Genomic DNA, 24537 nt, shown 5'->3' on the forward strand with positions numbered 1-24537 from the left:
CTACCGCCCCAATGGGGCCCACAGCTTCGGCAGCATGCTTGATGCCCGATCATTATCCACGCCGGACCGCTCGACTAGTGAGCTGTTACGCACTCTTTAAATGAATGGCTGCTTCCAAGCCAACATCCTAGCTGTCAGTGCAGTCCGACCTCGTTAGATCAACTTAGCATGCATTTGGGGGCCTTAGCCGATGGTCTGGGTTATTTCCCTTTCGCGCGCTGACCTTAGCACCCGCGCGCTCACTCCCGGATACTGATGTCGTGGCATTCGGAGTTTGTCCGGGTTTGGTAGGCGATGAAGCCCCCTAGCCCGATCAGTAGCTCTACCTCCACGACAGTACATCCGAGGCTGCACCTAAATGCATTTCGGAGAGTACGAGCTATCTCCCAGTTTGATAAGCCTTTCACCCCTAACCACAGCTCATCCGAAGACTTTTCAACGTCTACCAGTTCGGACCTCCATCCCGTGTTACCGGGACTTCATCCTGGCCATGGTTAGATCACTCAGGTTTCGCGTCTGCCGCCACTGACTAAGCGCCCTGTTAAGACTTGCTTTCGCTTCGGCTGCGGGGCTGAACCCCTTAACCTTGCCAGTGACGAGCAACTCGTAGGCTCATTATGCAAAAGGCACGCCGTCATCCCCGAAGGGACTCCGACCGCTTGTAGGCGTACGGTTTCAGGGACTATTTCACTCCGCTGTTCGCGGTGCTTTTCACCTTTCCTTCGCAGTACTGGTTCGCTATCGGTCTCTCAGTAGTATTTAGCCTTGCCAGATGGTTCTGGCAGATTCAGACAGGATCTCACGTGTCCCGCCTTACTCAGGATACCACTAGGTACAGCATGCATTTCGTGTACGGGACTGTCACCCTCTATGGTCCCCCTTTCCAAAGGGTTCCACTACACATGCTGAGTCCACGTTGTGGTCCTACAACCCCGGCCGCGCCGAAACGCTTCCGGTTTGGGCTGTCCCCTTTTCGCTCGCCACTACTCGGGGGATCACTACTTGTTTTCTTTTCCTCCAGGTACTTAGATGTTTCAGTTCCCTGGGTTGGCACCCTTCGCAGGGTATCCCGGCTTCACCGGGATGGGTTGCCCCATTCGGAAATCCACGGATCACAGGGTATTATGCCCCTCCCCGTGGCTTATCGCAGCCTATCGCGTCCTTCATCGCCTCTGAGAGCCAAGGCATCCGCCGTACGCCCTTAGTAACTTCTCGATCGTACTAGATCAAATTGCTCGGTGGACCGATTTCTCGGTCTGTTTTGGTCTGTCCAACAACATGTCAAAGAACGGTGCCCTTGGGAGGGCCGCCTCGGCGGATGCCGAGGCCTGGTGGAGAATATCGGAGTCGAACCGATGACCTCCTGCTTGCAAAGCAGGCGCTCTAGCCAGCTGAGCTAATTCCCCGTTCCCTGTCCCATGGTAGTCCTGAGCAGATTTGAACTGCTGACCTCTACATTATCAGTGTAGCGCTCTAACCAACTGAGCTACAGGACTAGAGAGAAGGTAACGGTGTACCGTTCAAAAAAAATCGTCTATCTGAGAGACAGCAGGCATCGAAGATCACACTTGCGTGTAATCAGCAGAGACCTGTCACTTACTCTAAAAAGGAGATGTTCCAGCCGCACCTTCCGGTACGGCTACCTTGTTACGACTTAGCCCCAGTCACCGGTTTTGCCCTAGGCAGCTCCTTGCGGTCACCGACTTCAGGCACCCCCGGCTTCCATGGCTTGACGGGCGGTGTGTACAAGGCCCGGGAACGTATTCACCGCATCATGGCTGATATGCGATTACTAGCGATTCCAGCTTCACGGAGTCGGGTTGCAGACTCCGATCCGAACTGAGACGAGTTTTGAAGATCTGCATCCGGTCACCCGGTAGCTTCCCTCTGTACTCGCCATTGTAGCACGTGTGTAGCCCAGGACGTAAGGGCCGTGATGACTTGACGTCGTCCCCACCTTCCTCACCGCTTACGCGGGCAGTTTCTCTAGAGTCCCCGGCATTACCCGCTGGCAACTAAAGATAGGGGTTGCGCTCGTTATGGGACTTAACCCGACACCTCACGGCACGAGCTGACGACAGCCATGCAGCACCTCGCACGCCGTCCGAAGAAGAGGATGTTTCCACCCCTGTCGTCGTGCGTTCGAGCCCTGGTAAGGTTCCTCGCGTATCATCGAATTAAACCACATGCTCCACCGCTTGTGCGGGCCCCCGTCAATTCCTTTGAGTTTCAATCTTGCGATCGTACTCCCCAGGTGGATCACTTAACGCTTTCGCTAGGTGACTGACTGTGTATCGCCAATCACGAGTGATCATCGTTTACGGCGTGGACTACCAGGGTATCTAATCCTGTTCGATCCCCACGCTTTCGTGCCTCAGCGTCAGTATCGCCTTAGTGAGCTGCCTTCGCAATTGGTGTTCTGTGCCATATCTAAGCATTTCACCGCTACACGGCACATTCCGCCCACTTCAAGCGCACTCAAGAGCGTCAGTATCAATGGCAAGTCTACAGTTGAGCTGCAGGATTTCACCACTGACTTAACACTCCGCCTACGCACCCTTTAAACCCAATGAATCCGGATAACGCTTGCACCCTTCGTATTACCGCGGCTGCTGGCACGAAGTTAGCCGGTGCTTATTCCTCCGGTACCGTCAACCTCCGACACGTCGGAGGGTTTCTTCCCGGATAAAAGCAGTTTACAACGCGTAGCGCCTTCTTCCTGCACGCGGCATGGCTGCGTCAGAGTTGCCTCCATTGCGCAATATTCCTCACTGCTGCCTCCCGTAGGAGTCTGGTCCGTGTCTCAGTACCAGTGTGGGGGATAGCCCTCTCAGGCCCCCTAACGATCGTAGCCTTGGTGAGCCGTTACCTCACCAACTAGCTAATCGTGCGCATGGTCATCCTTTACCGCCGGAGCTTTCAAAGCAAGGTGATGCCACCTCGCTTGTTATGGGGTATTAATCCGGATTTCTCCGGGCTATCCCCCAGTAAAGGGCAGATTCCATACGTGTTACGCACCCGTGCGCCGGTCGCCGGCGATGTATTGCTACACCCCGCTGCCCCTCGACTTGCATGTGTTAAGCCTGCCGCTAGCGTTCATCCTGAGCCAGGATCAAACTCTCCATTGTAAATGTGTGTTTGATCTGGTTCGTTGACGAGGTCTCTCATGTTGTTCCTTACAGAAAACAAGGACACCTGCTGTTCTCAGAATAGACAATCTGTCAAAGAACTCGTATGGTTCTGGGCTTCAGCCCTTTGCCAACCTTGTTCGTCTGCCGCTTTCGCGACTCGCACGCATCGTTTTGCGTGAGGGGCTGCAAATGTAGTCTTGCAGGTTCAACCTGCAAGGGATGTGGAAAATTTCTTTCCCCATCGTGCTACAATCACCAGCCTGAAAAAGAACGTCCGTCGAAAGCGGCCGCAAATGTATGTGGCTATTCCGTCGAAGCAACCTAAGAGTGAAAAAAATCTTGACCGATTGTCAAGGAGTGCTTGCCGACACCGGTAACACCTTGCCGTTGAACACCTTATGTCCCTTTAAGGTGAATTCGGCGATGAAGGTGCCCATCTCTGCAGCGGTGGACGCAGCCTTGTATCCAGGGAAAGCGGCCCTGAGCATCGGAGTGTCAACCGATCCTAGAGCAAGGCAATTGCTCTTGATGCCATGCTCCGCGAATTCCACCGCCAGGCATTGGGCCATGCAGGCCAGCGCCGCTTTGCTGCTGCTATATCCTAGCAAGCCCGGGAATTTGGTGCTGTCCTGGAAGCCGCCCATGCTGCTGATGCTCACTACATGACTGTTCGGATGACCCGTGAGCGGGCTAATAAGTGCTTGGGTCAAGAGCATGGGTATGACCACATTGATCTCATAGACCCGCAATAGTTCCTCTCTTGCGTATTGGCCGAATTCGACCTTGATCAACTCTGCGGCATTGTGAACCAGGCCAACCAGCCGTTTCTTGCTGACGCCGGCGACGATCTGTTCTATGGCGTCCGAAGCCAACAGGTCTTGCTCAATCACGTGGATCCGCGTTGGATGGTCCTGCAGCTCGGCATCAAGCCGTTGGCGACCGTTCCGCGCTATGACGATGATATCAACGGTCGATTGGACCAAGAGCGCTCTGACCGTTTCAAGCCCGATTCCTGACCCAGCCCCGGTAACCAATACGCTTTCCTGCTTCTCCGTCATGGGTGGATAGTTTTGACCGCCCCTCAAAGGAAGCGATATGCCGCTGGAACCACTTCAGTCCTTTGCCTCCGAGAACAGCTTGCATGATTGGTTGAGGGCCGCGGCCATCGCGGCGGGGGCTTGGGTGCTTGGGCAAGTGGTATACCGCTTGGCGGGTGCCGTGCTGAGGCCATTGGCAAAGCGAACGAGCACTCGCTTGGATGATTTGCTAGTGGAACGCCTTCGAGCCCCCGTGGTGGTGCTCATCACTGTGCTCGGTTTCGTAGCGAGTTTCCAGCAGCTGACGTTCGGTCTTCGGATCACGATTTGGGCCGAACGCGTGTTCCACGTGGCCGTAGCGCTCGCCGTCACTTGGGTGATCGCTCGGGTTGCCATGACCGTGACCGAAGAGTTGCTTCAGGGCAGATCGCGGAGCCGCGTTCAAGCCTCGCGCATGCTGCCGGGCGTGCGGGCCGTGGTTAGGGTGCTCGTCTGGGGCCTGGGCATCGTGGTGGCCCTGAACAATGCAGGATACGATGTGGCGGCCCTGCTGGCGGGCATCGGGATCGGTGGATTGGCGCTGGCCCTGGCGGCGCAAGAGACCGTGGCCAATGTGTTCGGGGGCATCACCATCTATGCCGACCAGCCTTTCAAGGCGGGTGATCGCGTGCGGGTGGATGGCCATGATGGGTTCGTACAGGAGATAGGGATCCGCAGCACGCGCATACAGGCGCTCGCTGGGCCGATCGTGGTGATTCCGAACAAGAAGTTCACTGAGAGCATCATCGAGAATGTCTCGGACGAGCCCTCACGGCGCATCCTGCTCGAGTTGGGGCTTGTGTACCAAACCCCTCCGGAGAAGATGGAACGGGCCATGGAGGTGCTGCGGGAGATCGTGGCATCCCATCAAGTGGTCCTCGAGGAAAGGCACATCATTTCCTTCAGTGCCTTCAAGGAATATTCCTCAACATCCTCTTCATCTGCTTCATCCGGAAGAGCGCGGACATCTTTGAGGCGCACTCGATGGTGAACCTGGCGATCCTCCGGCGCTTCAATGAGGAAGGGCTTTCGTTCGCCTACCCGACGGCGGTGGAATTGCAAGGCGAGTTCAAGCCTTGACCTTCACTTCCTGCACCTTGCCTTGCGCGCAGCGGGCGCACCCTGCGGCGCCGTCATCTTCGCGGGAAGGGAATTCCGTGGTGCGTGATCATCGAGGACGCAATGGCGCAGAGGACCGCAGGCCGTTGCGGAGATGTTGAACGGTCCATAGCGGACCAGTGCTACTTCTTTTTGCGCCGCGCGGCGCGCTCCTCCGCCTTCCGCTCCTCGGCCTCGATCTTGGCCTTGCGGCGCGCGAGCACTTCGGGGTCGAGCACATCGCCCACGTTGCGCATCTGGCGGAGCACCCATTGCTGCCTGTTCAAGAGGTAGCCGGAAGGCCCATTGCAATTGAAGCGCCTTGGGGCAGGAAGGGTGGTGGTGATCAACGCGGCTTGCGCGGGTGTGAGCTTCTTTGAAGTTGTGCCGAAGCAATGCTGTGCTGCTGCTTCTGCGCCGAAGACCCCTTTACCCATCTCCGCCACGTTGAGATAAACCTCCAGGATGCGCTCCTTGGTCCACAAGGCTTCGATGAGCACCGTGAACCAAGCCTCCAGCACCTTGCGCAATTTGCTCCGGCCCGGCCAGAGGAACACGTTCTTGGCCGTCTGCTGACTGATGGTGCTGGCGCCCTTCACGCGTTTGCCCGGCTTCTTCTTCCACAGGCTTTCCAGGAACTCGCTCCAGGAGAAGCCCGGCTGCTTCATGCCGAGCGAGCGTTTGATCTGCTCCGTGGAGAAGCCGCCATGGGTCATGAAGCGCTGGTCCTCGCTGCTGATCACGGCCAACGGCATGGCGCGCGCCATTTCTTCCAAGCGCACGTTGCGCCGGTGGAACCCCTCCTGCTCCCTGCTCTGCTCCACCATCACCCAAGTGATCGGCGGGTTGACAGCACCAAGCAGCGCCACCCAGGATGCCGAGATGAGGACGCTCCAACAGACGAAGGCGAAGAAGATCCGGAAGGCGGCTCGAATCATGTGGCTTGAAACGGCCGCCAAAGTAGAGGGGCCGGTCCGTGCGGACCAGCCCCCCTCCGTTACCGCAGGCTTGCTTACCCCTCGTGCTTGCGGCCGTAGAACTGGTAGTAGGCCATGAGCGCCGCCCCGCCGCAAACAGCAATGCCGATGAAGAATGGCAGCGGATTGTCGCTCTCAGGTCCGAGCATGGTGCTTTGGATGATCCACCCGGCCAGCAGGCCCAGGCCGATGCCCACCATGAGCAGCCCATTGCGCATGGCGCGTCGGCCGTCGGGTGCGGGTTTCGCGATCAGCGGGTCCATGCCCTTATCGATCATGCTCATGCGCTCGCGGTGGCGCGTGGTGAAGACGATGTACACGATCCCGAAGGCGGTGGCGAAGGGGATGATGAGGCCGAAGAAGGGAACCAGGATCTCTGACGCAGGGCTGTCCATTGTTGTTCGTGTTGGTGCTCATCGGACGCGGCCCGAGGTGCACCGGTTACACCCGCTCGGGGCGCGCTGCCTCCACCAGCGGACCTTGCGGGCCTCCGTTCATCCTTCTGCGCTTGTGGGAAGCAGGTACCGCTCGTGCTTTTGTAACCGTGCCGGGCCCACGGCTCGTCACATCACCGCCCGTGGATCACGCCCCCCTCATCGCACGCATCCTGGAAGGCGACAGCCGTGCCTATGCGGAGCTGGTGCGCCAGTACCAGCACATGGTGTACACCGTGTGCCACCGCGTGCTGCGCAATGCGGAGGATGCCGAGGAGGCCACGCAGGACAGCTTCGTGAAGGCCTATCAGCACCTGCGCGGCTTCACGGGGGCATCGAAGTTCAGCACCTGGCTCTTCAGCATCGCGCACCGGACGGCGATCAGCCACGGCAGGCGCCGGAGGACCGATGGGGAGACCGTGGACGAGCTCACCCAGCACCCTGCGGCTGAGAGCCATCCGGATTCAGGCCAAGGTGAATTGCGGCGCCAACTGGACCTCGCATTGAACCTCCTGCCGGCTGATGATGCCTCGATCCTGAGCTTCTTCTACCTGGAGGACCTGAGCGTGGAGGAGATCGTAACCGTGACGGGATTGGGGGCGTCGAATGTGAAAGTGAAGCTCCATCGCGCCCGCAAGAAATTGGCGGAGGTCATGGAGCGCCAGCTTGGACCTGAAGCGCGCGCGCTACTTTTGAACGATGCCTGAGATGAACGACAACGATCTGCGGAAGCTGTTCCAAGCAGCCGGGCACGCAAGGCCCGAGCGCGACCTCACGGATCGGATCATGGCGCGCGTGGCTGTCACGCGCATCGCGGAGCCGGTGGTCGTGCCGCCCCTCATCAGCAAGCGCGCATGGGTCACCATCGCGATCGCTGCGGGCATCTTCGCCCTGTGCGCCGTTAGCTTGTCAGGTGCCGGTGGATCGAGCCATTCGCTGCCGTGGATGGATCGCTTGATGGACGGCGTGTCCCGATTGCAGGTGCCGGACGGTGCGTGGCCGCAATGGACGATCGGCCTTTCGGTGCTCGCCTTGTTCTTCGCGCTGCTGGGCCAATACACCGAGCGGCGCATGAGCAGGTCCGCTTAGAGCAGTGCCTTCGCGGCGTTCAGCGCAGCTTCATAGTCCGGCTCTGCGCCCAGCTCGGGAGCCACTTCGCAGTAGCGCACCACGCCTTCCTTGTCAATGACGAAGGTGACGCGCCCGAGCAAGCCGCCCATGCCGCCTTCGGCGATGCGCGTTCCCCAACCGTCGGCGTCGCGGTACCTGAAGTCGCTGCCCGCTTCCACGTTCTCGATTCCTTCGGCGGCGCAGAAGCGCTTCATCGCGTAGTGCAGGTCGGCGGTAACGGCAAGGACATGCGCGCCCAGGCCGGCAGCCAGCTTGTTGAAGGTGCGGGTCTCCAGAGCGCAGGTGCTGGTATCCACGCTGGGGAACATCAATAGCACAACCACATGGCCCTTGTGATCCGCAAGCGAGCCTTCGGTCCTATCGACCTTGATGTAACGGAGCAGTGGGGCAGGGGTATTGATCGGGGGGAGATGGCCGGAGAAAGCAGGTTGGGGCATGGCGTGCTTGTGGATTTCGGGCGCAGCTAATCAAGGCTGCTTCGCTGCGCTCGCAGTGACCTGAGGTAACAAGAAACCTTGATCACTGTTCACGCAAGATGCGCGGGATCGCGTCCTCGTAGGTGCGCCTCGCATCGGCGATGGTGCCGAAGGGCGCATCGTCCACTACGAGCTTGCCTTGGGTCACATGGCCGAGCAGCACGCTGGGCACGCGGCTCTGGAGCATCAGGTCGAGGAATTCGTCCTCGTTGTCCTGGTCCACGGCCACGATGGCGCGGCCTTGCGCTTCGCCGAAGAGGAAGCTGTCCTCACGCACCTCGCTGTCGGTGACCACGTCGAATCCGAGGTGGCGTGGCATGGCCATCTCCACCAAGGCGGTCCAGATGCCGCCGTCGCTCACATCGTGCGCGGCGTTGATGAGCCCCTTGCGGATGAGCATGAGCAGCATGGTGTGCAGGCGCTTCTCTTCCTCGATGTCGAAGTAGGGCGCTGGCGAGCGCTCGATGCCGTGGATGCGCGTGAGGTATTCGCTGCAGGCGATATCGTCGACCACCTTGCCGAGCAGGAAGATCAGGTCGCCCTTCTGCTTGAAGTCAAGCGTCATGCGCTTGCTCACATCGGGCACGATGCCCACCATGCCGATCGTGGGCGTCGGGAAGACGGGGATGTTCTTCTTCTCCGTGACGGTGTGGTTGTAGAAGCTCACGTTGCCGCCTGTCACCGGTGCCTCGAAGGCGCGGCAGGCATCGCCCATGCCCTTGATGGCCTGCGCGAATTGCCAGTACACCTCGGGGTCGTAAGGATTGCCGAAGTTGAGGCAGTTGGTCACGCCGCATGGCTCGCCGCCGGTGCAGGCGATGTTGCGCGCGGCCTCGCTCACGGCGATCATGGCGCCCTTGTGCGGATCGGCATGCACGTAGCGGCTGTTGCAATCCACGGTGACGGCCAGGCCCTTGCCGGTCTCTTTCACCAGAACTAGGCCCGCATCGCTCGGCGCGTTGGTGCTCATGTTGTTCGTGCGCACCATGGTGTCGTACTGCTCGCTGATCCAGCGCTTGCTCGCGATGTTCGGACTGGCCAGCAGTTCGTAGGCCACGGCCTTCAGGTCCATCGGCTCGTCCACATCATCGAGCTTGAACTTCCTGTTCTCGGCGATGTAGGCGGGTTCCTTCTGCTCGCGCTCGTACACCGGTGCGCCGCCGCCGAGAACGAGGCTCTCCGCCGGCACTTCAGCGATCAGCTCGCCGTGCATGTAGTAGCGCAGGGTGTCGCCCTCGGTCACCGTGCCGATCTCCACGCAGTTCAGGTCCCACTTGTCGAAGATGGCCTTCACCTCCGCCTCGCGGCCCTTCTTCACCACCACGAGCATGCGCTCCTGGCTCTCGCTCAACAGGATCTCCCACGCGTGCATGCCTTGCTGGCGCGTGGGCACCAGATCGAGGTTGATGTCCATGCCCGCGCCGCCCTTCGCGCTCATCTCGCTGGTGCTGCAGGTGATGCCCGCCGCGCCCATGTCCTGCATGCCGATGATCAAATCGGTCTGCGCGAGCTCGAGCGAGGCCTCGAGCAGGAGCTTCTCCATGAAGGGATCGCCCACCTGCACGGCCGGCAGGTCATCCATGCTGGTGTCAGTGATGTCCTTGCTGGCGAAGGAGGCGCCATGGATGCCGTCCTTGCCGGTGCTGCTGCCCACGATGAAGACCGGGTTGCCCTTGCCGTGGCTCGTGGCACTGATCACCTTGTCGGTGCGCACAATGCCCACGCTCATGGCATTCACCAAAGGATTGGTGGTGTAGCAGGGATCGAAGTACACCTCGCCGCCGAGCACCGGCACGCCGAAGGCATTACCGTAATCGCCGATGCCCTTCACCACGCCGCGCATGTGCCAGCGGCTGCTCGCTTCCTTGCTGATGTCGCCGAAGCGCAACGAGTTCAACTGCGCGATGGGCCGCGCGCCCATGGTGAAGATGTCGCGGTTGATGCCGCCCACGCCCGTGGCGGCGCCTTGGTAGGGCTCGATGGCGCTGGGGTGGTTGTGGCTCTCGATCTTGAAGGCGCAGGCCCAGCCGTCGCCGATGTCCACGAGGCCGGCGTTCTCCTGTCCGGCCTCGGCCAACAGTTTCGGGCCGCTGCGCGGAAGCGTCTTCAGCTGCTTGATGGAGTTCTTGTACGAGCAGTGCTCGCTCCACATGGCGCTGTAGATGCTCAGCTCGGTGAAGTTGGGCGTGCGGCCCAGGATGCCCTTTATCTTCTCGTACTCCTCGGGCAGCAGGCCGAGCTTCTTCGCGGTGTCGACGCCGGCGGGGGCGGTGTCGGGGTTTGCAGTGGTCGTGGACATGGGCCGCGAAGGTAGCCGCCGTCTTCAGCTCATGGCTCCTTCGCCAACCGCTCCACCTGCTCTAGCACGGCCTCGGCCTCGGCGCGCTTACGATCGCTGGCTGCGCGGTTGATGGTGCTGAGCCGATGCGCTTCGGCCAGCAATCGGCGGTACTCGGTCTCGAGTTTCTCGCGCGGGGTCTTCCGCTTGAACAGGTTCAGCATGCCACCGGAACAACGGCGAGCGGCGATGGTTCGCGGGCCGCATACCACACCCGGCCCATCCCCGTTACTTTGCCGCCCTGCCAGCGGCAGGCAATCCTTTGATGCGCTTATTCCTCTCGTTCGTCCTGCTGCTCCCGGTTCAATGGCTATGGGCGCAAGCAACGGCCACGCTGCGCGGCACCGTGAGCGACCCGAACGGGGTGACGCTTCCGCTGGCGAACGTGAGCGTGATCGGCACCGGCCTTGGCACCGCATGCGATGATCAAGGGGCCTACCGGATCGAGGTCCCTGCCGGACGCTCGCTGAAGGTGCAGTTCAGCTTCACCGGCGCGCAGGCGTACACGGAAGAGGTTGTCCTGGAACCCGGCGAAGTGCGCGTGCTGAATGCCAAGCTGCGCTTCATCACGCTGCGGCAGATCGATGTGGAGGCCACGCGCATCATCCGCGAGACAGGCGTCGATCGCATCGACCCGAAGCTGGCGCGCTTCAACCCTTCGCCCCTCGGCGGCGTGGAGGCCTTGCTGGGCGGACAACTCGGCGTGGTGATGCGCAACGAGCTGAGCAGCGGCTACAGCGTACGTGGCGGCAACTTCGATGAGAACCTGGTGTACGTGAACGACATCGAGGTATACCGCCCCTTCCTGGTGCGCGCTGGTCAGCAGGAGGGCCTCAGCTTCCCGAATCCCGACATGATCGAGCGCATCACCTTCAGCGCAGGCGGCTTCGAGGCGCGCTACGGCGACAAGATGAGCAGCGTGCTCGACATCAAGTACCGTCGGCCGCGCCAGTTCGGCGGCAGCGCCATGGCCAGTTTGCTCGGCGGCGCAGTGCATGTGGAGGACGCCATGCTGAAGATGCGCCTGCGGCATGTCACCGGCATCCGCTACCGTACCAACCAGCTCCTGCTCGGTGGTGGCGATGTGAAGGGCGATTACCGGCCGGTGTACACCGATGCGCAGACCTATTGGACCTACGACCTCACGCCCAATGTGGAGCTCGGCTTCCTCGGCCTCTACTCGCGCAACCAGTACACCTTGGTGCCCGACGATCGCGAGACGGAGTTCGGCCCCTTCAATCAGGCCTTGCGCTTCACCGTCTATTTCGATGGGCAGGAGCGCACGCAGTTCGAGACCTACTTCGGTGCGCTCAACCTGAATGTGCAGGCGAGCAAGGACCTCTTGTTGAAGTTCATCACCAGCGCCTATTCCACATCCGAGAGCGAGCGCTTCACCATCCAAGGCCAGTACCGTTTGGGCGAATTGGAACGCGACCTCGGCAGCGAGCAGTTCGGCGAGGTGGTCCGCGACCTCGGCATCGGCACCTACCTGGATCATGCGCGCAACCAGCTCGATGCGTCGGTTTACACCGTGGCGCACAAAGGCTACCTCCAACGTCCGAAGAGCTACGTGCAATGGGGCCTCGACTCGCGGGTGGAGACCATCAGCGACCGCCTCAACGAATGGTACCTGCTCGACAGCGCCGACTTCAGCGTGCCGCTGAACACGGGCGAGGACCTCTACCTGCAGAACACCTTGCGCGCCGACCTCGATGTGCAGAGCGTGCGCAGCAGCGCCTATCTGCAGAGCACCTGGCGTTGGGAGAGCAAGGACAGCACCGACCGCTGGTTGAGCCTGGTGGCCGGAGCGCGCGCGCAGCACTGGAGCTACAACGGGCAAGTGGTGGCCAGTCCGCGCGTGCGGCTGGTGTGGCATCCGGGCTGGAAGAAGGTGATCCGCCCCGATTCGGTCGTGGACCGCGACTACAGCTTCTGGTTGGCGGGTGGCCTGTACTACCAGCCGCCCTTCTACCGCGAGATGCGCATGCTCGATGGCACCCTGAACCCGGATATCCGCGCGCAGCGGAGCATCCACGCGCTGCTGGGCATGGACCGCTGGTTCGAGATCTGGGAGCGGCCCTTCCGCTTCACCGCCGAAGCGTATTACAAGGCCATGGATGACCTGATCCCCTACGAGGTGGACAACATCCGCATCCGCTACTACGGCACCAACAACGCCAAGGGCTACGCCACCGGATTGGATGTGAAGCTCGCCGGGCAGTTCATCGACGGGATCGACAGCTGGATGAGCATCGGCGTATTGAGCGCGCGCGAAGACCTGAAGGACGACTTCTTCTACTGGCGCTTCAACGCAGCGGGCGACACCATCTTCCCCGGCTACACGCGCGACAACGTGGCGGTGGACAGCTCGCGCGTGGAACCTGGCTTCATCCCGCGCCCCACCGATCAGCGCGTGAACGTGGCCTTCTTCTTCCAGGATGAGTTCCCGCGCTGGCCCACGGCCAAGGTGCACGTGAACCTCGCCTTCGGCACCGGCCTGCCCTTCGGCCCGCCCAACAACAACCGCTACGCCGATACGCTGCGCACCAGCCTCTATCGCCGCGTGGACATCGGCTTCAGCAAGCAATTCCTCGGCGCCGAAGGGCAGAACCGCAGCGGCTGGCGCCGGCATGTGAAGGACCTCTGGCTCACCGCCGAGGTCTTCAACCTGCTCAACATCAACAACGTCGCCAACCACACGTGGATCACCGACGTCACCGGACGGCAATACTCCATCCCCGATTTCCTCACGCCACGGCGGTACAACCTGAAGCTGATCGCGTGGTTCTGAGGAATTCGCGACGAGCGCTGAATGAATGCAGGGTGCAGGTGATAGTTTTGTTCTATGTCGGTCAGATTAGCCATGGGTTTAGCGATGGTATTCGCACTTGGGCGCGCGCACGGGCAAGTCAGCAGCGAGTTTTTTCTGACCGCTGGATCGTCAATGCCGTCTCCTTCCCATGCGATTTGCGACGGCACGGGTAATTTCTATTTCGGGGGTAACGGGAATAGCGGGACGATAGTCATCAAGACGGATTCAGTAGGTGGGATGCTTTGGTCGAAGTGGTTGCCCTTCGGCGGACCAATGCAAGGTCCAGGGCTGGCTGTCCTCAATGGCGACCTGATTCTAGCTACTGGGGGCCCTCACTTTTCGAGCTCTTCGGATGCTCTTGTCCGAAGAATCTCAAGCGGCGGGGCGCTGCTGTGGGAGCAGCGAATCGACGTGAATGCGTTAAGTAATGGCCTGCATTCTGCAGTTGTCGTCAACGATACTATCATTCTTGCTGGCTTCGCGCGAGTAGATTCGTTAGGTCTGAATCACGCCATGGTGAGAATGAGTGGCGATGGTTCGCTCATTTCAGCCGTGACGCTAGGGGGGCCACATGATGAGCTGTCTCGATATGCATCGCCTACTTCTAACGGCGAAGTGCTACTGGTAGGCGAGTCTCGTGTGGCTGGGACCAATACCACCGATATCACTTTGGTACGAATAGATTCTGATGACAACGAGCTCTGGTCGTTGCGGATTGACCTTGGGGGCTCCGAGGCTGCATGGTGTGCACACGTGGATGCAGCAACGGGAGATTGTTATGTGGGAGGCAGCCACTCAGCATACGGTTTTAGCGGCGTGTACTACAGAGGCTTCATCATGAAGTTCTCGTCAGCGGGCGTTCATCAATGGACCCGCCTACTGCATGAAACCCATGGCTTCAAGGGAATTTGCGCTGCAGGACCCGGGATGTTTGCTGCGGGCGCTGGCACAACTTCTGGATTCAATGGTCATGGAGGAAGAGATGCCATTGTGATTCACTTCAACGCAGATGGCTTACTTATCGGAGACCGGGTTTATGGAACGGATGCGAATGAGAGCGTCGCTTCGTTCGAGCGAACCACACAAGACGGCTATTTAATGACAGGTGCTTCGACCCCATGGAGGATTTACGGGGTGCGGACGAGCTCAGATGCCTTGGAGTCAGTTTGTAGTGGATTTCAAGTACCAGTCGCCTGGCAGAGCGTAGTTCCGTCAATTGAATCCGTGGTATGCACCAAGTCGGCGGGATTCGTCCTAAGCGACTCACCCACGCCCCCCGCCTTTTGGACTGTTGATCGAGAATTCATGTGTTGCCCATTCCCGGTGAGCGCGGTGTTCAACGCGAACCCCACTGAGAATCCACAAGTTTGGGAGTTCCACAGCACTTCGTCGGGCAACGGAATGCTTCAATGGAGTTTTGGCGGCTCCGAATCCGATATCACTCATGTCTTCGACTCAATGGGCCTGCATGAAGTGTGTTTGACCATATCGAGCCCATGCGATACGGCCACGACCTGTCTCGACCTTTTGGTCAGTTCCACATCATATGCCGACGGGTCACCCAATGGCTCCCGAATCTATCCGCAGCCGGCTGACGCAGGAGTATGGGTATCCGCATCTGATCCGTTGTTGGCAGTTCATATGTTCGCAACTGATGGAAGCATCAAGCGCTTGATTGGGCAAACCGGATCGAAAGAGGTTTGGATTCCGCTAGCGGATATTCCAATAGGCTTTTACTGGCTCGGTCTTCATACTGCCAATGGCGTCGAAACTTGTCGGCTTGTTGTTCAGAGATGACCAGCTGATTGCATTATTCTGACCCGATGATTGCCATGCCCCGCCTGCATCTTCTCGCATTCGTTGTCACTGCCGCGCTCTTCTCGCCCTCATTCGCGCAGGACACGCGTTTCGCATTCACCGTGGTGGATCCGGCGAAGGCCGAGATCAACCTGCACTTGAGGGACGGCCGCGATAGCCTGTACCGGAAACTGGCGCCGCTCGTGAAGGAATTGGAGGGCAAGGGCCGCGAGGTGCTCGTTGCGATGAACGCCGGCATGTTCCTGGGCGATCGCTCGCCCATGGGCTTGTATGTGGAGGGCGGGAAGAAGCTGAAGCCGCTGAACCGGCGCACGGAGACCACCGGGAATTTCTACATGCAGCCGAACGGGGTCTTCGCCGTTCGGCCGGACCATACGGCCTTCATCTGCACCTCGGAGAAGTACCCTGTGCTGGCCGAGGTGCGCTGCGCCACGCAATCGGGGCCGATGCTCGTGATCGATGGTGCGATGAACAAGCAATTCACCAAAGGGTCCACCAACGTGCATCTGCGGAATGGCGTGGGCATCCGCAAGGATGGCCATCTGGTCTTCGCGATCTCGAAGGAGCCGGTGAACTTCCACGATTTCGCGGCCTTCTTCCTGGCCCAGGGCTGCGTGGACGCGCTCTATCTCGACGGCTTCGTGAGCAAGGCGTACATGCCCGCGCAAGGCCTGCGGCAATTGGATGGGCAACTGGGCCCGCTGATCTCGGTGACCAAGCGATAGCGATCTGCGCTCGATCAGATGGCAGGAGCATCGCCCCAGCCTGTTTCCGGGACACCGGCTCCGATTCAGCTCACGTCACAAGGCTGATCGGCTCACGAACCATGTCCATGCGGAAGCACCTGCTCATCGTCGTCTCGCTCTTCCTGTGGACGTCCTCCAGCGCCCAGCTCACCTACGCCCTCGGCAGCACCACGCTGCTCATCGATGAAGTGGTGGACAGCAGCCGCGTGAACATCCCATGGGAGATCCTGTGGGGGCCGGATGACCGTTTGTGGATGACCGATGGCCCCTTGATCACGCGCTGGGATCCGGTGACCGATGTGATGGACACGCTCATCGACCGCGGATACGGCAACGGCCTGGGCATGGCCCTGCATCCCGATTTCCCGGACACGCCGATCATCATGGCCGTGTTCGATACCGGCTCCTATTATGGCGGAAGCCTGCAGTGCGAGGTCTCGCGCTTCTCTTACGATGCGATCAATGACACCATCGTTGGGGAAGAAGTTCTCTTCACTTATTACCATGCCGGCGAGCATGCTGGTGGGCGGGTGCTCTTCGACACCACGGGCAACGTGCTCGTTACCACCGCTGATTATTGGCTCAATGGTCCGGACACATTGTTCTCGCCCGTGGGCAAGACCCTGCGCTTCGCCCCGGATGGCGGTGTTCCGCCCGACAATCCAAGGCCGGATCACACTTGGACCTGGGGGCATCGCAATCCGCAGGGCCTGGCCATGCTGCCCAATGGCGCCGTGGTGAATACTGAGCACGGCCAGCTGTTCCAGGGCAATGAGATCAACCTGCTGCAAGCGAACGAGGATCACGGCTACCCTTACTACGATGGGTTGAGCTGCTTCCTCATCCCGGACACCTGTGCCTCCGCCACCTATTCGTACACGCGGCCCATCGCCACCTACACGCATCCGCCATCAGGCTGTGAGTTCTACAGCAGCGATGCCATTCCCGAGATGCAGGACAAGCTGATCACCTGCATCCTTTGGCACCGGGGCCTGATGCTCTTCGGCTTCAATGCCGAGCTGGATACCGTTCTCTCGCAGGAATACCTGCAAGGGGGCGCCTTCGATGCCATGGTGCGCAATCGCGACATCGCGATACGGCCCGATGGCAGCTTCTATCTGATCACCAATGACCGGCAGGAGGCGCGGATCCGATGGGTGCGCGCGGACGATGCTACCGCGAGCTCCGAATCCGCTGTTGCATTGGATGCATTGCGCGCATGGCCCAATCCGATGACCGACCGCCTGACGGTTTCCGTTCCGGATGCAGCAGCGGATGCACAGGTGGAATTGCTTGATGCCTTGGGGCGAAGCGCGGGCTTGCTGCCGTTGCGCATGGGCGACCGTTTCGTGTTCGATGTCGGAGCGCTCCCTTCCGGTGCTTATGCGGTTCGGCTTGGCGACGGCCGTTGCGAACGGGTGATCAAGCGTTGAATGCGCTCATATAGGCGCAGCCGATCCGGGCTATTCTCCTGTGTGGGCGGTTCCGTCCTTTCGGCGCGCGAAGAACATCGCCATCTCGCCCTTGCTCTTGACCGCCACGCGGCCTCGCGGCGAGAATGAGAGGCCCGGTTCATCCTTGAGGAGGTTGAAGGTGGCCTCGCTGATGTTCACCTCGCCCACGGCGCCGGCCGATTCCGTTTGCGACGCTGTGTTCACCGTATCGCCCCAGATGTCGTACTGGAACTTGCTGTCGCCTACGATGCCGGCCACCATGGGGCCGGTGTGGATGCCAGCGGCATCGGCCTCGTTGACCGGCGCACCACCGATGCCGGCTGGAGCTTTGAGCTGGCGCCGGTCAGGATCTCTGATGACGCGGCCACCACAGTAGGCGGCGTTGAGGACATCCTGGTCGGGTCCGCGCCCTGCCCGATGCACTGTCCCAAGGATCCCGCGATGTACCTGCACCTGCGCTAGCAAGGCGCGGACTGGGGAATGCGGGCATGGCGCTAGTTTGGCGCCATGCCCGCATTCGCATTGAGGCCTTTCCGAAGTGATGATCTGGCGGCGTTGGTCCGCCATGCCAATGACCCGACGATCGCGGCCTTCCTGAGCGATGCCTTCCCGCACCCGTACACCGAGGAGCATGGCCATGCATTCATCGCGGAGTGCGCGCAGCGCCTTCCCTTCCGGCGAGCGATCGACATCAACGGCGAGGCCTGCGGGGCCATTGGGCTGCACCCGCGTCAGGATCTGTGGCGGCGCAACATGGAAGTGGGCTTCTGGCTCGGCAAGCCCTATCGCGGCCAGGGCATCATGGCTGATGCGCTGAAGCAGATGGTCGCGCTCGGTTTCGTGGAGTTCCCGGAAGTGACGAGGATCTTCGGCACCACCTTCGGAAGGAACATCGCATCGCAGCGAACCATGGAGAAAGCGGGCTTCACGCTTGAGGCGAAGCTCGAAGGCACCTTGGTGAAGAACGGAAGGGTGGAGGATGAATGGATCTATGCGATAAGGCGATGACCCGTCCACGATGAGCCGGATCACCGGCAACCCTACGGCGCTTTGGCGTCACTGCAGCATGAGGTGCTCAGTCCTGTTGCTCATTGCGATTCAGCTGGCCCAAGGGCTCCGTGCCCAGTTGGTCAACTCCGGCTTCGAGAATGGTCTGACTGGCTGGCAGACCCTGTGCCCGGACGGAACGGGGGTCTCCTTCGATGCGCCGCCCTACGGAGGCGACATGAGTGCACGCATCCGATGCTTGTCCGCCACACCCATGGATTGCTGGATCCAAGAACTGGTCCAGCCCATGATCTACCAGCCCTTGGTTGGCGCTCAGAATGGCACCGTGCTGCAGGTCAGCGCATGGGTGAAGGCGGAGCCCGACGTTCCGGGTGATGAGCAATGGGTCGGGTCGGTCCTCGTGCTCGGGTGGCTCGATGCCTCGGGCGATCTGCAGTATTCCACCGGCGACTGCGCCTATGTGAACTTCGGTGGCGCCAGCGCTGACTGGACGCCGAGCTTCCTGACCTGCACCCTCGCCGGTTTCCCGCCGGGCGTCACGCCCGTTCTATTCCTGGGCGGACATGCCTTCAACAACACGAACGGCCATGTGCTGATCGACAACGTGAACATCGCGCTGAGCGGTACCGGTGTCCAGCTGAGCGCCAAGGCCTGGCTCGAAGGGGCCTATGTGGCGGCCCAGAACCTTATGCGCGACGACCTGCGCGCGGCGGGGTATATCCCGCTCAGCGAACCGAACGGCGCGGTATTCCAGGATGGCCCCGGCACCGAGACCGTGCAGCCTTCGGTCCTCGCATCGACCGGAAGCAACGCCATCGTGGACTGGGTGCGTCTGGAGCTGCATCTGGGGCCATATCCCGATGGCGCCACGACGCTCGTTTCCAAGCGCAATGCGCTGATCCAGCGCGACGGGGACATCGTGGACGTGGATGGGGTCTCGCCCGTGACCTTCGCCACCGGGCCGGGCAACTACCATGTGGTGGTGCGCCACCGCAACCACCTGCCCGTGATGAACACCTTCGCTGTTCCGCTGAACAGCACGCCTTTCACCATCGACTTCAGGACCTCGGCGCTCGCGTGCTTCTCGCGCCCGGCGCCGTTCAACGACCAGCCGCTCAAATCCATCGGAAGCGCGCGCGTGCTGTGGAGCGGCAACGTGGAGCAGGGCGCACTGGTCTTGAAGGGCCTTTACTATGTGGGGCAATGGAACGACCGCGACCCCATCCTGCTCGCGGTGGGTGGAGCAACGCCAACGGCCACCATCACCGGTTACCACCAAGCAGATGTGAACCTGGACGGCATGGTTAAATACGTGGGCGCCAACAATGACCGCGACCCCATCCTGTTAAACATCGGTGGCAGCACGCCGACGAATGTGCGCAAGTCTCAGGTGTACCCGTATTGAAGCAGCAGCCGATGCGGCAATGAGCGTGCGCAGGCATTGCCTTACTTTGGAAACGTGCTGCGCACCCTCCTGCCGCTGATGATGTGCTGCGCACTGCGCGCGCATGCCACCACCTGGACCATCGGGCCCGGCCAGACCTACACCCTGCCGAGCCAGGTCTCCACGCTCGTTGGCGATGGCGATACCGTGAACATTGAAGCGGGCGTGTACCCCAGTGATGTGGCGCGCTGGCAGGCCGACAACCTCGTGCTGCGCGGCGTGGGCGGCTTCGCGCATCTGGAGAGCAATGGACTCAGCTGGGGCGGCAAGGCGATCTGGGTGATCCAAGGCGACAACACCACCGTGGAATGGATCGAGTTCAGCGAGTGCCAGGTGCCCGATCACAACGGCGCGGGCATCCGGCTCGAAGGATTGAAACTCACCGTGCGCCATTGCTGGTTCCACCACAACGAGAACGGGATCCTCTGCGGCGAGTACCACCCGAGCACGGTGCGCATCGAGTACAGCGAGTTCGGGCATCACGGCTACGGCGACGGCTACTCGCACAACCTGTACATCGGCCATGTAGACTCGCTGATCTTCCGTTACAACTACAGCCACCACGCCGATGTGGGCCACGAGCTGAAGAGCCGTGCGTGGGTGAACGTGATCGAGTACAATCGCTTCAGCAACGAGAGCGACGGCACCGCGAGCCGCGAGATCGACCTGCCCAACGGCGGCCAGGCCTACCTGATCGGGAACGTGATCCAACAAGGCTTGCAGAGCCAGAACAGCAACATGGTGGGCTTCGGGATGGAGGGCACGAGCAATCCCGGTCCGCATGAACTGTACGCAGTGGAGAACACGCTGGTGAACGAGAAGGCCAACGGCAGCTTCTTCCAAGCACCGGCCAACGTGTTCTTCAAGTCGTATGGCAACATCCTCGCTGGCGGAGGCAGCTACATGAGCGCGTGGCCTACGAGCATCGATACGCTCGGGAACCTGCGCACGACGAGCATCGCTTCGGTGGGCTTCGCCGATGCAGTGAACTACGACTACCACATCACCGCTTCATCACCGGCGCATGCCATCGCCTATCCCGCAGGTGTTGCCTCGAGTGGCTATCCGCTCGTGGCGTGGTACGAGTACGTGCATCCGGTGAATGGGACGCTGCGATGCCAGCACGCTACGCTGGATGCAGGGGCCTTCGAGACCTGCACCACAACAGGCATGGGATGGGGCAGTGCGCCGGAGTGCCAGGTCTTCCCCAATCCAGCGTCGGAGGTATTGCACGTCCGTGCGATGGCGGGCGAGCCTCGGTTGCGATTCGATGTGCTCGATGCTGCGGGGCAACTGGTCCTGCGCGCGAACGCCACAGGCTCGCAGCTCACGAGCATCCCGCTACAGGGCCTGTCCGCAGGGAGTTACGTGTTGCGCATCCGTGGTGAACGATGGCAGAGGTCATTTCCATTCGTCACGGTGCCATGAGCCGAATGGGCCGGACCGAACTGGTCAGTGCTCGGCAACCCAAGGGCGCTAATCCGTCTGCCTGAACGACCCAAGACCCTATACCACCGCACCACGCATGCGCAGCATCCTGACCCTCTTGCTGATGCTGGCGCTCACAGCCAGCGCGCAGACCCCTGGCAGCATCGATCCACTCTTCAACGCATCCGACATCGGATACGGTCGTGGCGACGGCTTCCTCGGCTACGTGCATTGCACGACCATCCAAGCCGACGGGAAGATCCTGGTCGGGGGAGACTTCGTTTCGCACAGCGGCGTCGGCAGTGGAACGACCTTCACGAATATCAACCGATTGGCTCGGCTCAACAGCGACGGCACCCTGGACCAGAGCTTCTCAGTGGGAACGGGTTTCAACACCGGCACGGTGCGCAAGATCCTGGTGCAATCGGACGGCAAGATCATCGTGCTGGGCGACTTCACCAGCTACAACGGAACCACGGCCGTTGGTATCGTCCGTCTGACCTCCACCGGCGCAGTGGATCCGTTCTTCACCACCGGCACAGGGTTCACGGGGGGATACCCCAAGGACGCGGTGATCCAGTCCAACGGCAGGATCGTGGTGGTGGGCACCTTCACCGGTTACAACGGGAACGCCTGCAGCAAGATCGCCCGCCTGACCACGGGCGGGATCTACGATCTCACGCTGCTCGATGGGAGCGGTTTCACCGGTGCCAGTGTGAATGCGATCGCGATGCAAGCCGATGGCAGTTTCGTGATCGGCGGAGAGTTCACGGTCTACGACGGCTTCCCGTGCGGGAACATCGTCCGTGTCGCAAGCAACGGTTGGGCGGACATGACCTACAACCCGGGAGGTGTCGGCGCGGATGCAGCCGTGGAGGATGTCGTACTGCAGGCTGACGGCAAGGCCGTGGTGGTCGGCTATTTCTTCAATGTAGGAGGACTAATTGCAAGGAGGGTTGTGCGGCTACTGACGACGGGCGAGGTGGACACCAACTTCAGCACCGGGACAGGGCCCAATTCCCAGGTCACCGATGTCGCGCTCACCAGCACTGGCAAGGTGCTGATCGCAGGGTTCTTCACCAGCGTGAACGGGAGCAGCTCGCCCTACTTCGCGCGATTGAACAGCAACGGCTCGGTCGATGGGACCTTCGTGGTGAACAGCGGTGCCGACTATCTGGTGTACGGCATGGCCGTGCGATCAGACGATAAGGTGGTCATCACGGGCGGGTTCCGGATGTACAACGGCGTGCTGCGACAGGGCATCGCGCTGGTGAACACGGACGGGAGCACGGATACGGGCTTCTTTGCGGGCAGTGGTGTTGCCAAGAAGGTCACCTGGATCGCGCGCGTGCAGTCGATCGCGCTGCAGCCCGACGGGAAAGCACTGGTGGGCGGCTCGTTCCTCGGGTACAACGACAAGCCTGCCTCCGATCTGATCCGGGTGAACGCCGATGGATCGCATGACCCCACGTTCAGTACCGGAAGCATCGACCACTTGGTGGAAGTGAGAGCGGTCGTGGTCCAACCGGATGGCAAGGTGGTGGTGGGCAGCAACTTTGGCTTTGCAGGAAGCACCAGCCAGGGCATCACCCGATTGACGAGCACAGGTGCCTTGGATCCCGGGTTCGCGGCAGGCACCGGCTTCACGGGCGAGGTGCGGGCGCTCGCGCTCCAGCCCGACGGCAAGATCCTGGTAGCCGGCAACATGACGGCGTACAACGGCTCCGCCTGCGCGCGCGTGGTGCGCTTGAATGTGAACGGAACGCTCGATGCGACCTTCAATGCAGGCATTGGGCCAGGTGGGCCGGTGAATGCGATCGCGCTGCTATCGGATGGCAGCGTGATGATCGGCGGCTCATTCAGCCAGGTGAACGGGGTGGCGCGTGGAGGCCTCGCGAAACTCTCATCGAGCGGTGTGCTCGATCCTTCGTTCCCTTCGGGCGCAGGCATCAGCGGGACCGGGACGCCCAGCCTTGCTGCCATCGCTGTCCTGCCGGATGGACGTGTGCTGGTCGGTGGCGATTTCACCCAGGTGCATGGCGTCAGCCGCTCCCGCATCGCGCGCTTGTTATCAACGGGGGAAGTGGACGTCACCTTCGACCCGGGTTTCGGCGCAGGTTCGAACGTGCGGTGCATGGCCCTGCAGCCCGATGGCAAGGTGGTGGTCGGCGGTTCGTTCACCACGTTCGACGGCGTGGTGCGGCACCTGCTCGCCCGCTTGAACACCGATGGCAGCGTTGATCAGAATTATCCGGTCCAATGGGGCACCGGCTTCGGCGTGTTCGCCCTGGCCATGCTGCCGGATGGCGATGTGCTGGCCGGCGGGGAGTTCACGGAATTGAACGATGTGGGCAAGAACCGCCTGGCGCGCGTGAACGGCGGCGATGTATCCGTTGCCGTTTCCCCGCGCGTATTCCTCCAAGGCCCGTACGATAGCGGCACACAGACCATGAGCGATGCGCTGCGCGTGGCAGGCCTTGTGCCGTCCATCGAGCCCTACTCCGCGCTTGGCTATGTTCATGCGGCGGGCGGTGGTGGGTCCTCAGTCCTTCCCGCAATGCTCGCCGCCACGGGCACCAACGCCATCGTGGACCATGTGGTGGTGGAACTTCGCGATGCGACCTCGCCCTCCTTGGTCGTTGCAACGCGCGGCGCCTTGGTGCAGCGCGATGGCGATGTGGTGGGCATGGACGGCAGCTCCCCAGTGATCTTGTATGTGGCGCCTGGTAACTACCATGTGGCCATCCATCACCGGAATCACTTGGGCGTGATGAGCGCAGCCCCGATCGCACTGACCGCGGTCGCCACCACCGTGGACCTCACCCTGCCGAGCACGGCCACCTATGGCATCGATGCGCAGGCCACCATCGGTTCGCGCGCCGCCCTCTGGGCCGGAGACGTCACCGGCGATGGCGAGCTGAAGTACGTGGGCGCCAACAACGACCGCGATCCCATCCTGCTGGCGATAGGTGGATCGACACCTACGAACACGGTCACAGGTTATATGGGTGCCGACGTGACCATGAATGGCGTGGTCAGTTATATCGGAACGAACAACGACCGCGACCCCATCCTGTTGAACATCGGCGGGAGCACGCCCACGGCGGTGCGGGTGGAGCAGGTGCCCTGAGTGCGGCGCATTGAACGTCGCATCACGGTGCACAAG

The 24537-nt window shown here is 61.0% G+C and carries 18 protein-coding genes, 2 tRNA genes and 2 rRNA genes (1 of these 22 running past the window's edge); 11 read left to right on the plus strand and 11 right to left on the minus strand.

What is annotated here, in order from left to right; translation table 11 throughout:
* The 5 genes from IPK70_11280 to IPK70_11300 all read right to left on the minus strand — a co-directional run.
* Positions 1-1215, minus strand: a 23S ribosomal RNA gene (locus tag IPK70_11280); it reaches 1666 nt to the left of the window's first position.
* Between the two features lie 114 nt (positions 1216-1329).
* A tRNA-Ala gene (locus tag IPK70_11285) sits at positions 1330-1406 on the minus strand.
* A 13-nt stretch (positions 1407-1419) separates the two neighbouring features.
* Positions 1420-1496 (minus strand) — tRNA-Ile (locus IPK70_11290).
* Between the two features lie 109 nt (positions 1497-1605).
* A 16S ribosomal RNA gene (locus IPK70_11295) occupies positions 1606-3128 on the minus strand.
* Together the 16S and 23S rRNA genes with 2 tRNA genes alongside form the textbook arrangement of a ribosomal RNA operon.
* A 353-nt stretch (positions 3129-3481) precedes the next feature.
* Positions 3482-4189: an SDR family oxidoreductase gene (locus tag IPK70_11300; protein MBK8227744.1), complete on the minus strand. Its 708-nt coding sequence runs from the start codon at positions 4187-4189 to the stop codon at positions 3482-3484.
* Between the two features lie 211 nt (positions 4190-4400).
* Between IPK70_11300 and IPK70_11305 the strand changes: the two genes are divergently transcribed.
* Positions 4401-5198: a mechanosensitive ion channel family protein gene (locus IPK70_11305; protein ID MBK8227745.1), complete on the plus strand. Its 798-nt coding sequence runs from the start codon at positions 4401-4403 to the stop codon at positions 5196-5198.
* 250 nt (positions 5199-5448) lie between these two features.
* Here IPK70_11305 and mtgA read toward each other — a convergent pair whose 3' ends face one another.
* Together mtgA and IPK70_11315 are read right to left on the minus strand one after the other, a co-directional pair.
* Positions 5449-6243, minus strand: coding sequence for a monofunctional biosynthetic peptidoglycan transglycosylase (gene mtgA, locus IPK70_11310; GenBank protein MBK8227746.1), 795 nt, complete (start codon positions 6241-6243; stop codon positions 5449-5451).
* 74 nt (positions 6244-6317) lie between these two features.
* Positions 6318-6677 (minus strand): hypothetical protein, encoded by a 360-nt coding sequence (locus tag IPK70_11315; GenBank protein ID MBK8227747.1) that lies wholly within the window; start codon positions 6675-6677, stop codon positions 6318-6320.
* Between the two features lie 182 nt (positions 6678-6859).
* Between IPK70_11315 and IPK70_11320 the strand changes: the two genes are divergently transcribed.
* Positions 6860-7423: a sigma-70 family RNA polymerase sigma factor gene (locus IPK70_11320; protein ID MBK8227748.1), complete on the plus strand. Its 564-nt coding sequence runs from the start codon at positions 6860-6862 to the stop codon at positions 7421-7423.
* Positions 7416-7805 carry a hypothetical protein gene (locus tag IPK70_11325; GenBank protein MBK8227749.1) on the plus strand — a complete coding sequence of 130 codons (390 nt, stop codon included), beginning with the start codon at positions 7416-7418 and terminating at the stop codon, positions 7803-7805. Before IPK70_11320 ends, IPK70_11325 begins: the two co-directional genes overlap by 8 nt.
* On the opposite strand, the gene tpx is transcribed toward IPK70_11325, so the two are convergent.
* The 3 genes from tpx to IPK70_11340 form a co-directional block, all read right to left on the minus strand.
* On the minus strand, positions 7802-8284 hold the full coding sequence (gene tpx / locus IPK70_11330; protein MBK8227750.1) for a thiol peroxidase: 483 nt from the start codon (positions 8282-8284) through the stop codon (positions 7802-7804). The two genes, IPK70_11325 and tpx, sit on opposite strands and share 4 nt — an antisense overlap.
* An 82-nt stretch (positions 8285-8366) precedes the next feature.
* The gene (purL, locus tag IPK70_11335; protein MBK8227751.1) at positions 8367-10622 is read right to left on the minus strand and encodes a phosphoribosylformylglycinamidine synthase subunit PurL; all 2256 of its coding nucleotides are present in this window, start codon (positions 10620-10622) and stop codon (positions 8367-8369) included.
* A 29-nt stretch (positions 10623-10651) separates the two neighbouring features.
* A complete protein-coding gene (locus tag IPK70_11340; protein MBK8227752.1) occupies positions 10652-10825 on the minus strand; it encodes a Lacal_2735 family protein in 174 nt (57 codons plus the stop codon).
* A gap of 101 nt (positions 10826-10926) precedes the next feature.
* On the opposite strand from IPK70_11340, the gene IPK70_11345 reads away from it, so the two are divergent.
* From IPK70_11345 to IPK70_11360, 4 genes are all read left to right on the plus strand, one after another.
* On the plus strand, positions 10927-13452 hold the full coding sequence (locus tag IPK70_11345) for a TonB-dependent receptor (protein ID MBK8227753.1): 2526 nt from the start codon (positions 10927-10929) through the stop codon (positions 13450-13452).
* 54 nt (positions 13453-13506) lie between these two features.
* The gene (locus IPK70_11350) at positions 13507-15270 is read left to right on the plus strand and encodes a hypothetical protein (GenBank protein MBK8227754.1); all 1764 of its coding nucleotides are present in this window, start codon (positions 13507-13509) and stop codon (positions 15268-15270) included.
* 35 nt (positions 15271-15305) lie between these two features.
* On the plus strand, positions 15306-16016 hold the full coding sequence (locus IPK70_11355) for a phosphodiester glycosidase family protein (protein MBK8227755.1): 711 nt from the start codon (positions 15306-15308) through the stop codon (positions 16014-16016).
* A 107-nt stretch (positions 16017-16123) separates the two neighbouring features.
* The gene (locus IPK70_11360; GenBank protein MBK8227756.1) at positions 16124-17470 is read left to right on the plus strand and encodes a PQQ-dependent sugar dehydrogenase; all 1347 of its coding nucleotides are present in this window, start codon (positions 16124-16126) and stop codon (positions 17468-17470) included.
* Between the two features lie 30 nt (positions 17471-17500).
* On the opposite strand, the gene IPK70_11365 is transcribed toward IPK70_11360, so the two are convergent.
* Complete coding sequence (locus IPK70_11365; GenBank protein MBK8227757.1) at positions 17501-17914, minus strand: hypothetical protein; 414 nt, start codon at positions 17912-17914, stop codon at positions 17501-17503.
* 84 nt (positions 17915-17998) lie between these two features.
* Here IPK70_11365 and IPK70_11370 point away from each other — a divergent pair, with 84 nt between their 5' ends.
* The 4 genes from IPK70_11370 to IPK70_11385 all read left to right on the plus strand — a co-directional run bounded on the left by IPK70_11370 (position 17999) and on the right by IPK70_11385 (position 24501).
* The gene (locus IPK70_11370) at positions 17999-18499 is read left to right on the plus strand and encodes a GNAT family N-acetyltransferase (GenBank protein ID MBK8227758.1); all 501 of its coding nucleotides are present in this window, start codon (positions 17999-18001) and stop codon (positions 18497-18499) included.
* Positions 18500-18557: 58 nt separating this feature from the next.
* Positions 18558-19904 (plus strand): hypothetical protein, encoded by a 1347-nt coding sequence (locus IPK70_11375; GenBank protein ID MBK8227759.1) that lies wholly within the window; start codon positions 18558-18560, stop codon positions 19902-19904.
* Positions 19905-19958: 54 nt separating this feature from the next.
* Positions 19959-21371 (plus strand): T9SS type A sorting domain-containing protein, encoded by a 1413-nt coding sequence (locus IPK70_11380; GenBank protein MBK8227760.1) that lies wholly within the window; start codon positions 19959-19961, stop codon positions 21369-21371.
* Between the two features lie 97 nt (positions 21372-21468).
* Positions 21469-24501 carry a delta-60 repeat domain-containing protein gene (locus IPK70_11385; GenBank protein MBK8227761.1) on the plus strand — a complete coding sequence of 1011 codons (3033 nt, stop codon included), beginning with the start codon at positions 21469-21471 and terminating at the stop codon, positions 24499-24501.
* The last annotated feature ends 36 nt before the right edge of the window (positions 24502-24537 follow it).

The sequence above is a fragment of the Flavobacteriales bacterium genome (genome assembly GCA_016712535.1).
GTDB lineage: Bacteria > Bacteroidota > Bacteroidia > Flavobacteriales_F > PHOS-HE28 > PHOS-HE28.

What these genes read in the sequence shown, in the direction of transcription:
- purL (MBK8227751.1), bottom strand. Translation starts at nt 10,622, where the DNA reads ATGTCCACGACCACTGCAAACCCCGACACCGCCCCCGCCGGCGTCGAC.
- tpx (MBK8227750.1), bottom strand. Translation starts at nt 8,284, where the DNA reads ATGCCCCAACCTGCTTTCTCCGGCCATCTCCCCCCGATCAATACCCCT.
- IPK70_11300 (MBK8227744.1), bottom strand. Translation starts at nt 4,189, where the DNA reads ATGACGGAGAAGCAGGAAAGCGTATTGGTTACCGGGGCTGGGTCAGGA.
- IPK70_11350 (MBK8227754.1), top strand. Translation starts at nt 13,507, where the DNA reads ATGTCGGTCAGATTAGCCATGGGTTTAGCGATGGTATTCGCACTTGGG.
- IPK70_11370 (MBK8227758.1), top strand. Translation starts at nt 17,999, where the DNA reads ATGCCCGCATTCGCATTGAGGCCTTTCCGAAGTGATGATCTGGCGGCG.
- IPK70_11385 (MBK8227761.1), top strand. Translation starts at nt 21,469, where the DNA reads ATGCGCAGCATCCTGACCCTCTTGCTGATGCTGGCGCTCACAGCCAGC.
- mtgA (MBK8227746.1), bottom strand. Translation starts at nt 6,243, where the DNA reads ATGATTCGAGCCGCCTTCCGGATCTTCTTCGCCTTCGTCTGTTGGAGC.
- IPK70_11360 (MBK8227756.1), top strand. Translation starts at nt 16,124, where the DNA reads ATGCGGAAGCACCTGCTCATCGTCGTCTCGCTCTTCCTGTGGACGTCC.
- IPK70_11325 (MBK8227749.1), top strand. Translation starts at nt 7,416, where the DNA reads ATGCCTGAGATGAACGACAACGATCTGCGGAAGCTGTTCCAAGCAGCC.
- IPK70_11355 (MBK8227755.1), top strand. Translation starts at nt 15,306, where the DNA reads ATGCCCCGCCTGCATCTTCTCGCATTCGTTGTCACTGCCGCGCTCTTC.
- IPK70_11340 (MBK8227752.1), bottom strand. Translation starts at nt 10,825, where the DNA reads ATGCTGAACCTGTTCAAGCGGAAGACCCCGCGCGAGAAACTCGAGACC.
- IPK70_11375 (MBK8227759.1), top strand. Translation starts at nt 18,558, where the DNA reads ATGAGGTGCTCAGTCCTGTTGCTCATTGCGATTCAGCTGGCCCAAGGG.
- IPK70_11345 (MBK8227753.1), top strand. Translation starts at nt 10,927, where the DNA reads ATGCGCTTATTCCTCTCGTTCGTCCTGCTGCTCCCGGTTCAATGGCTA.
- IPK70_11315 (MBK8227747.1), bottom strand. Translation starts at nt 6,677, where the DNA reads ATGGACAGCCCTGCGTCAGAGATCCTGGTTCCCTTCTTCGGCCTCATC.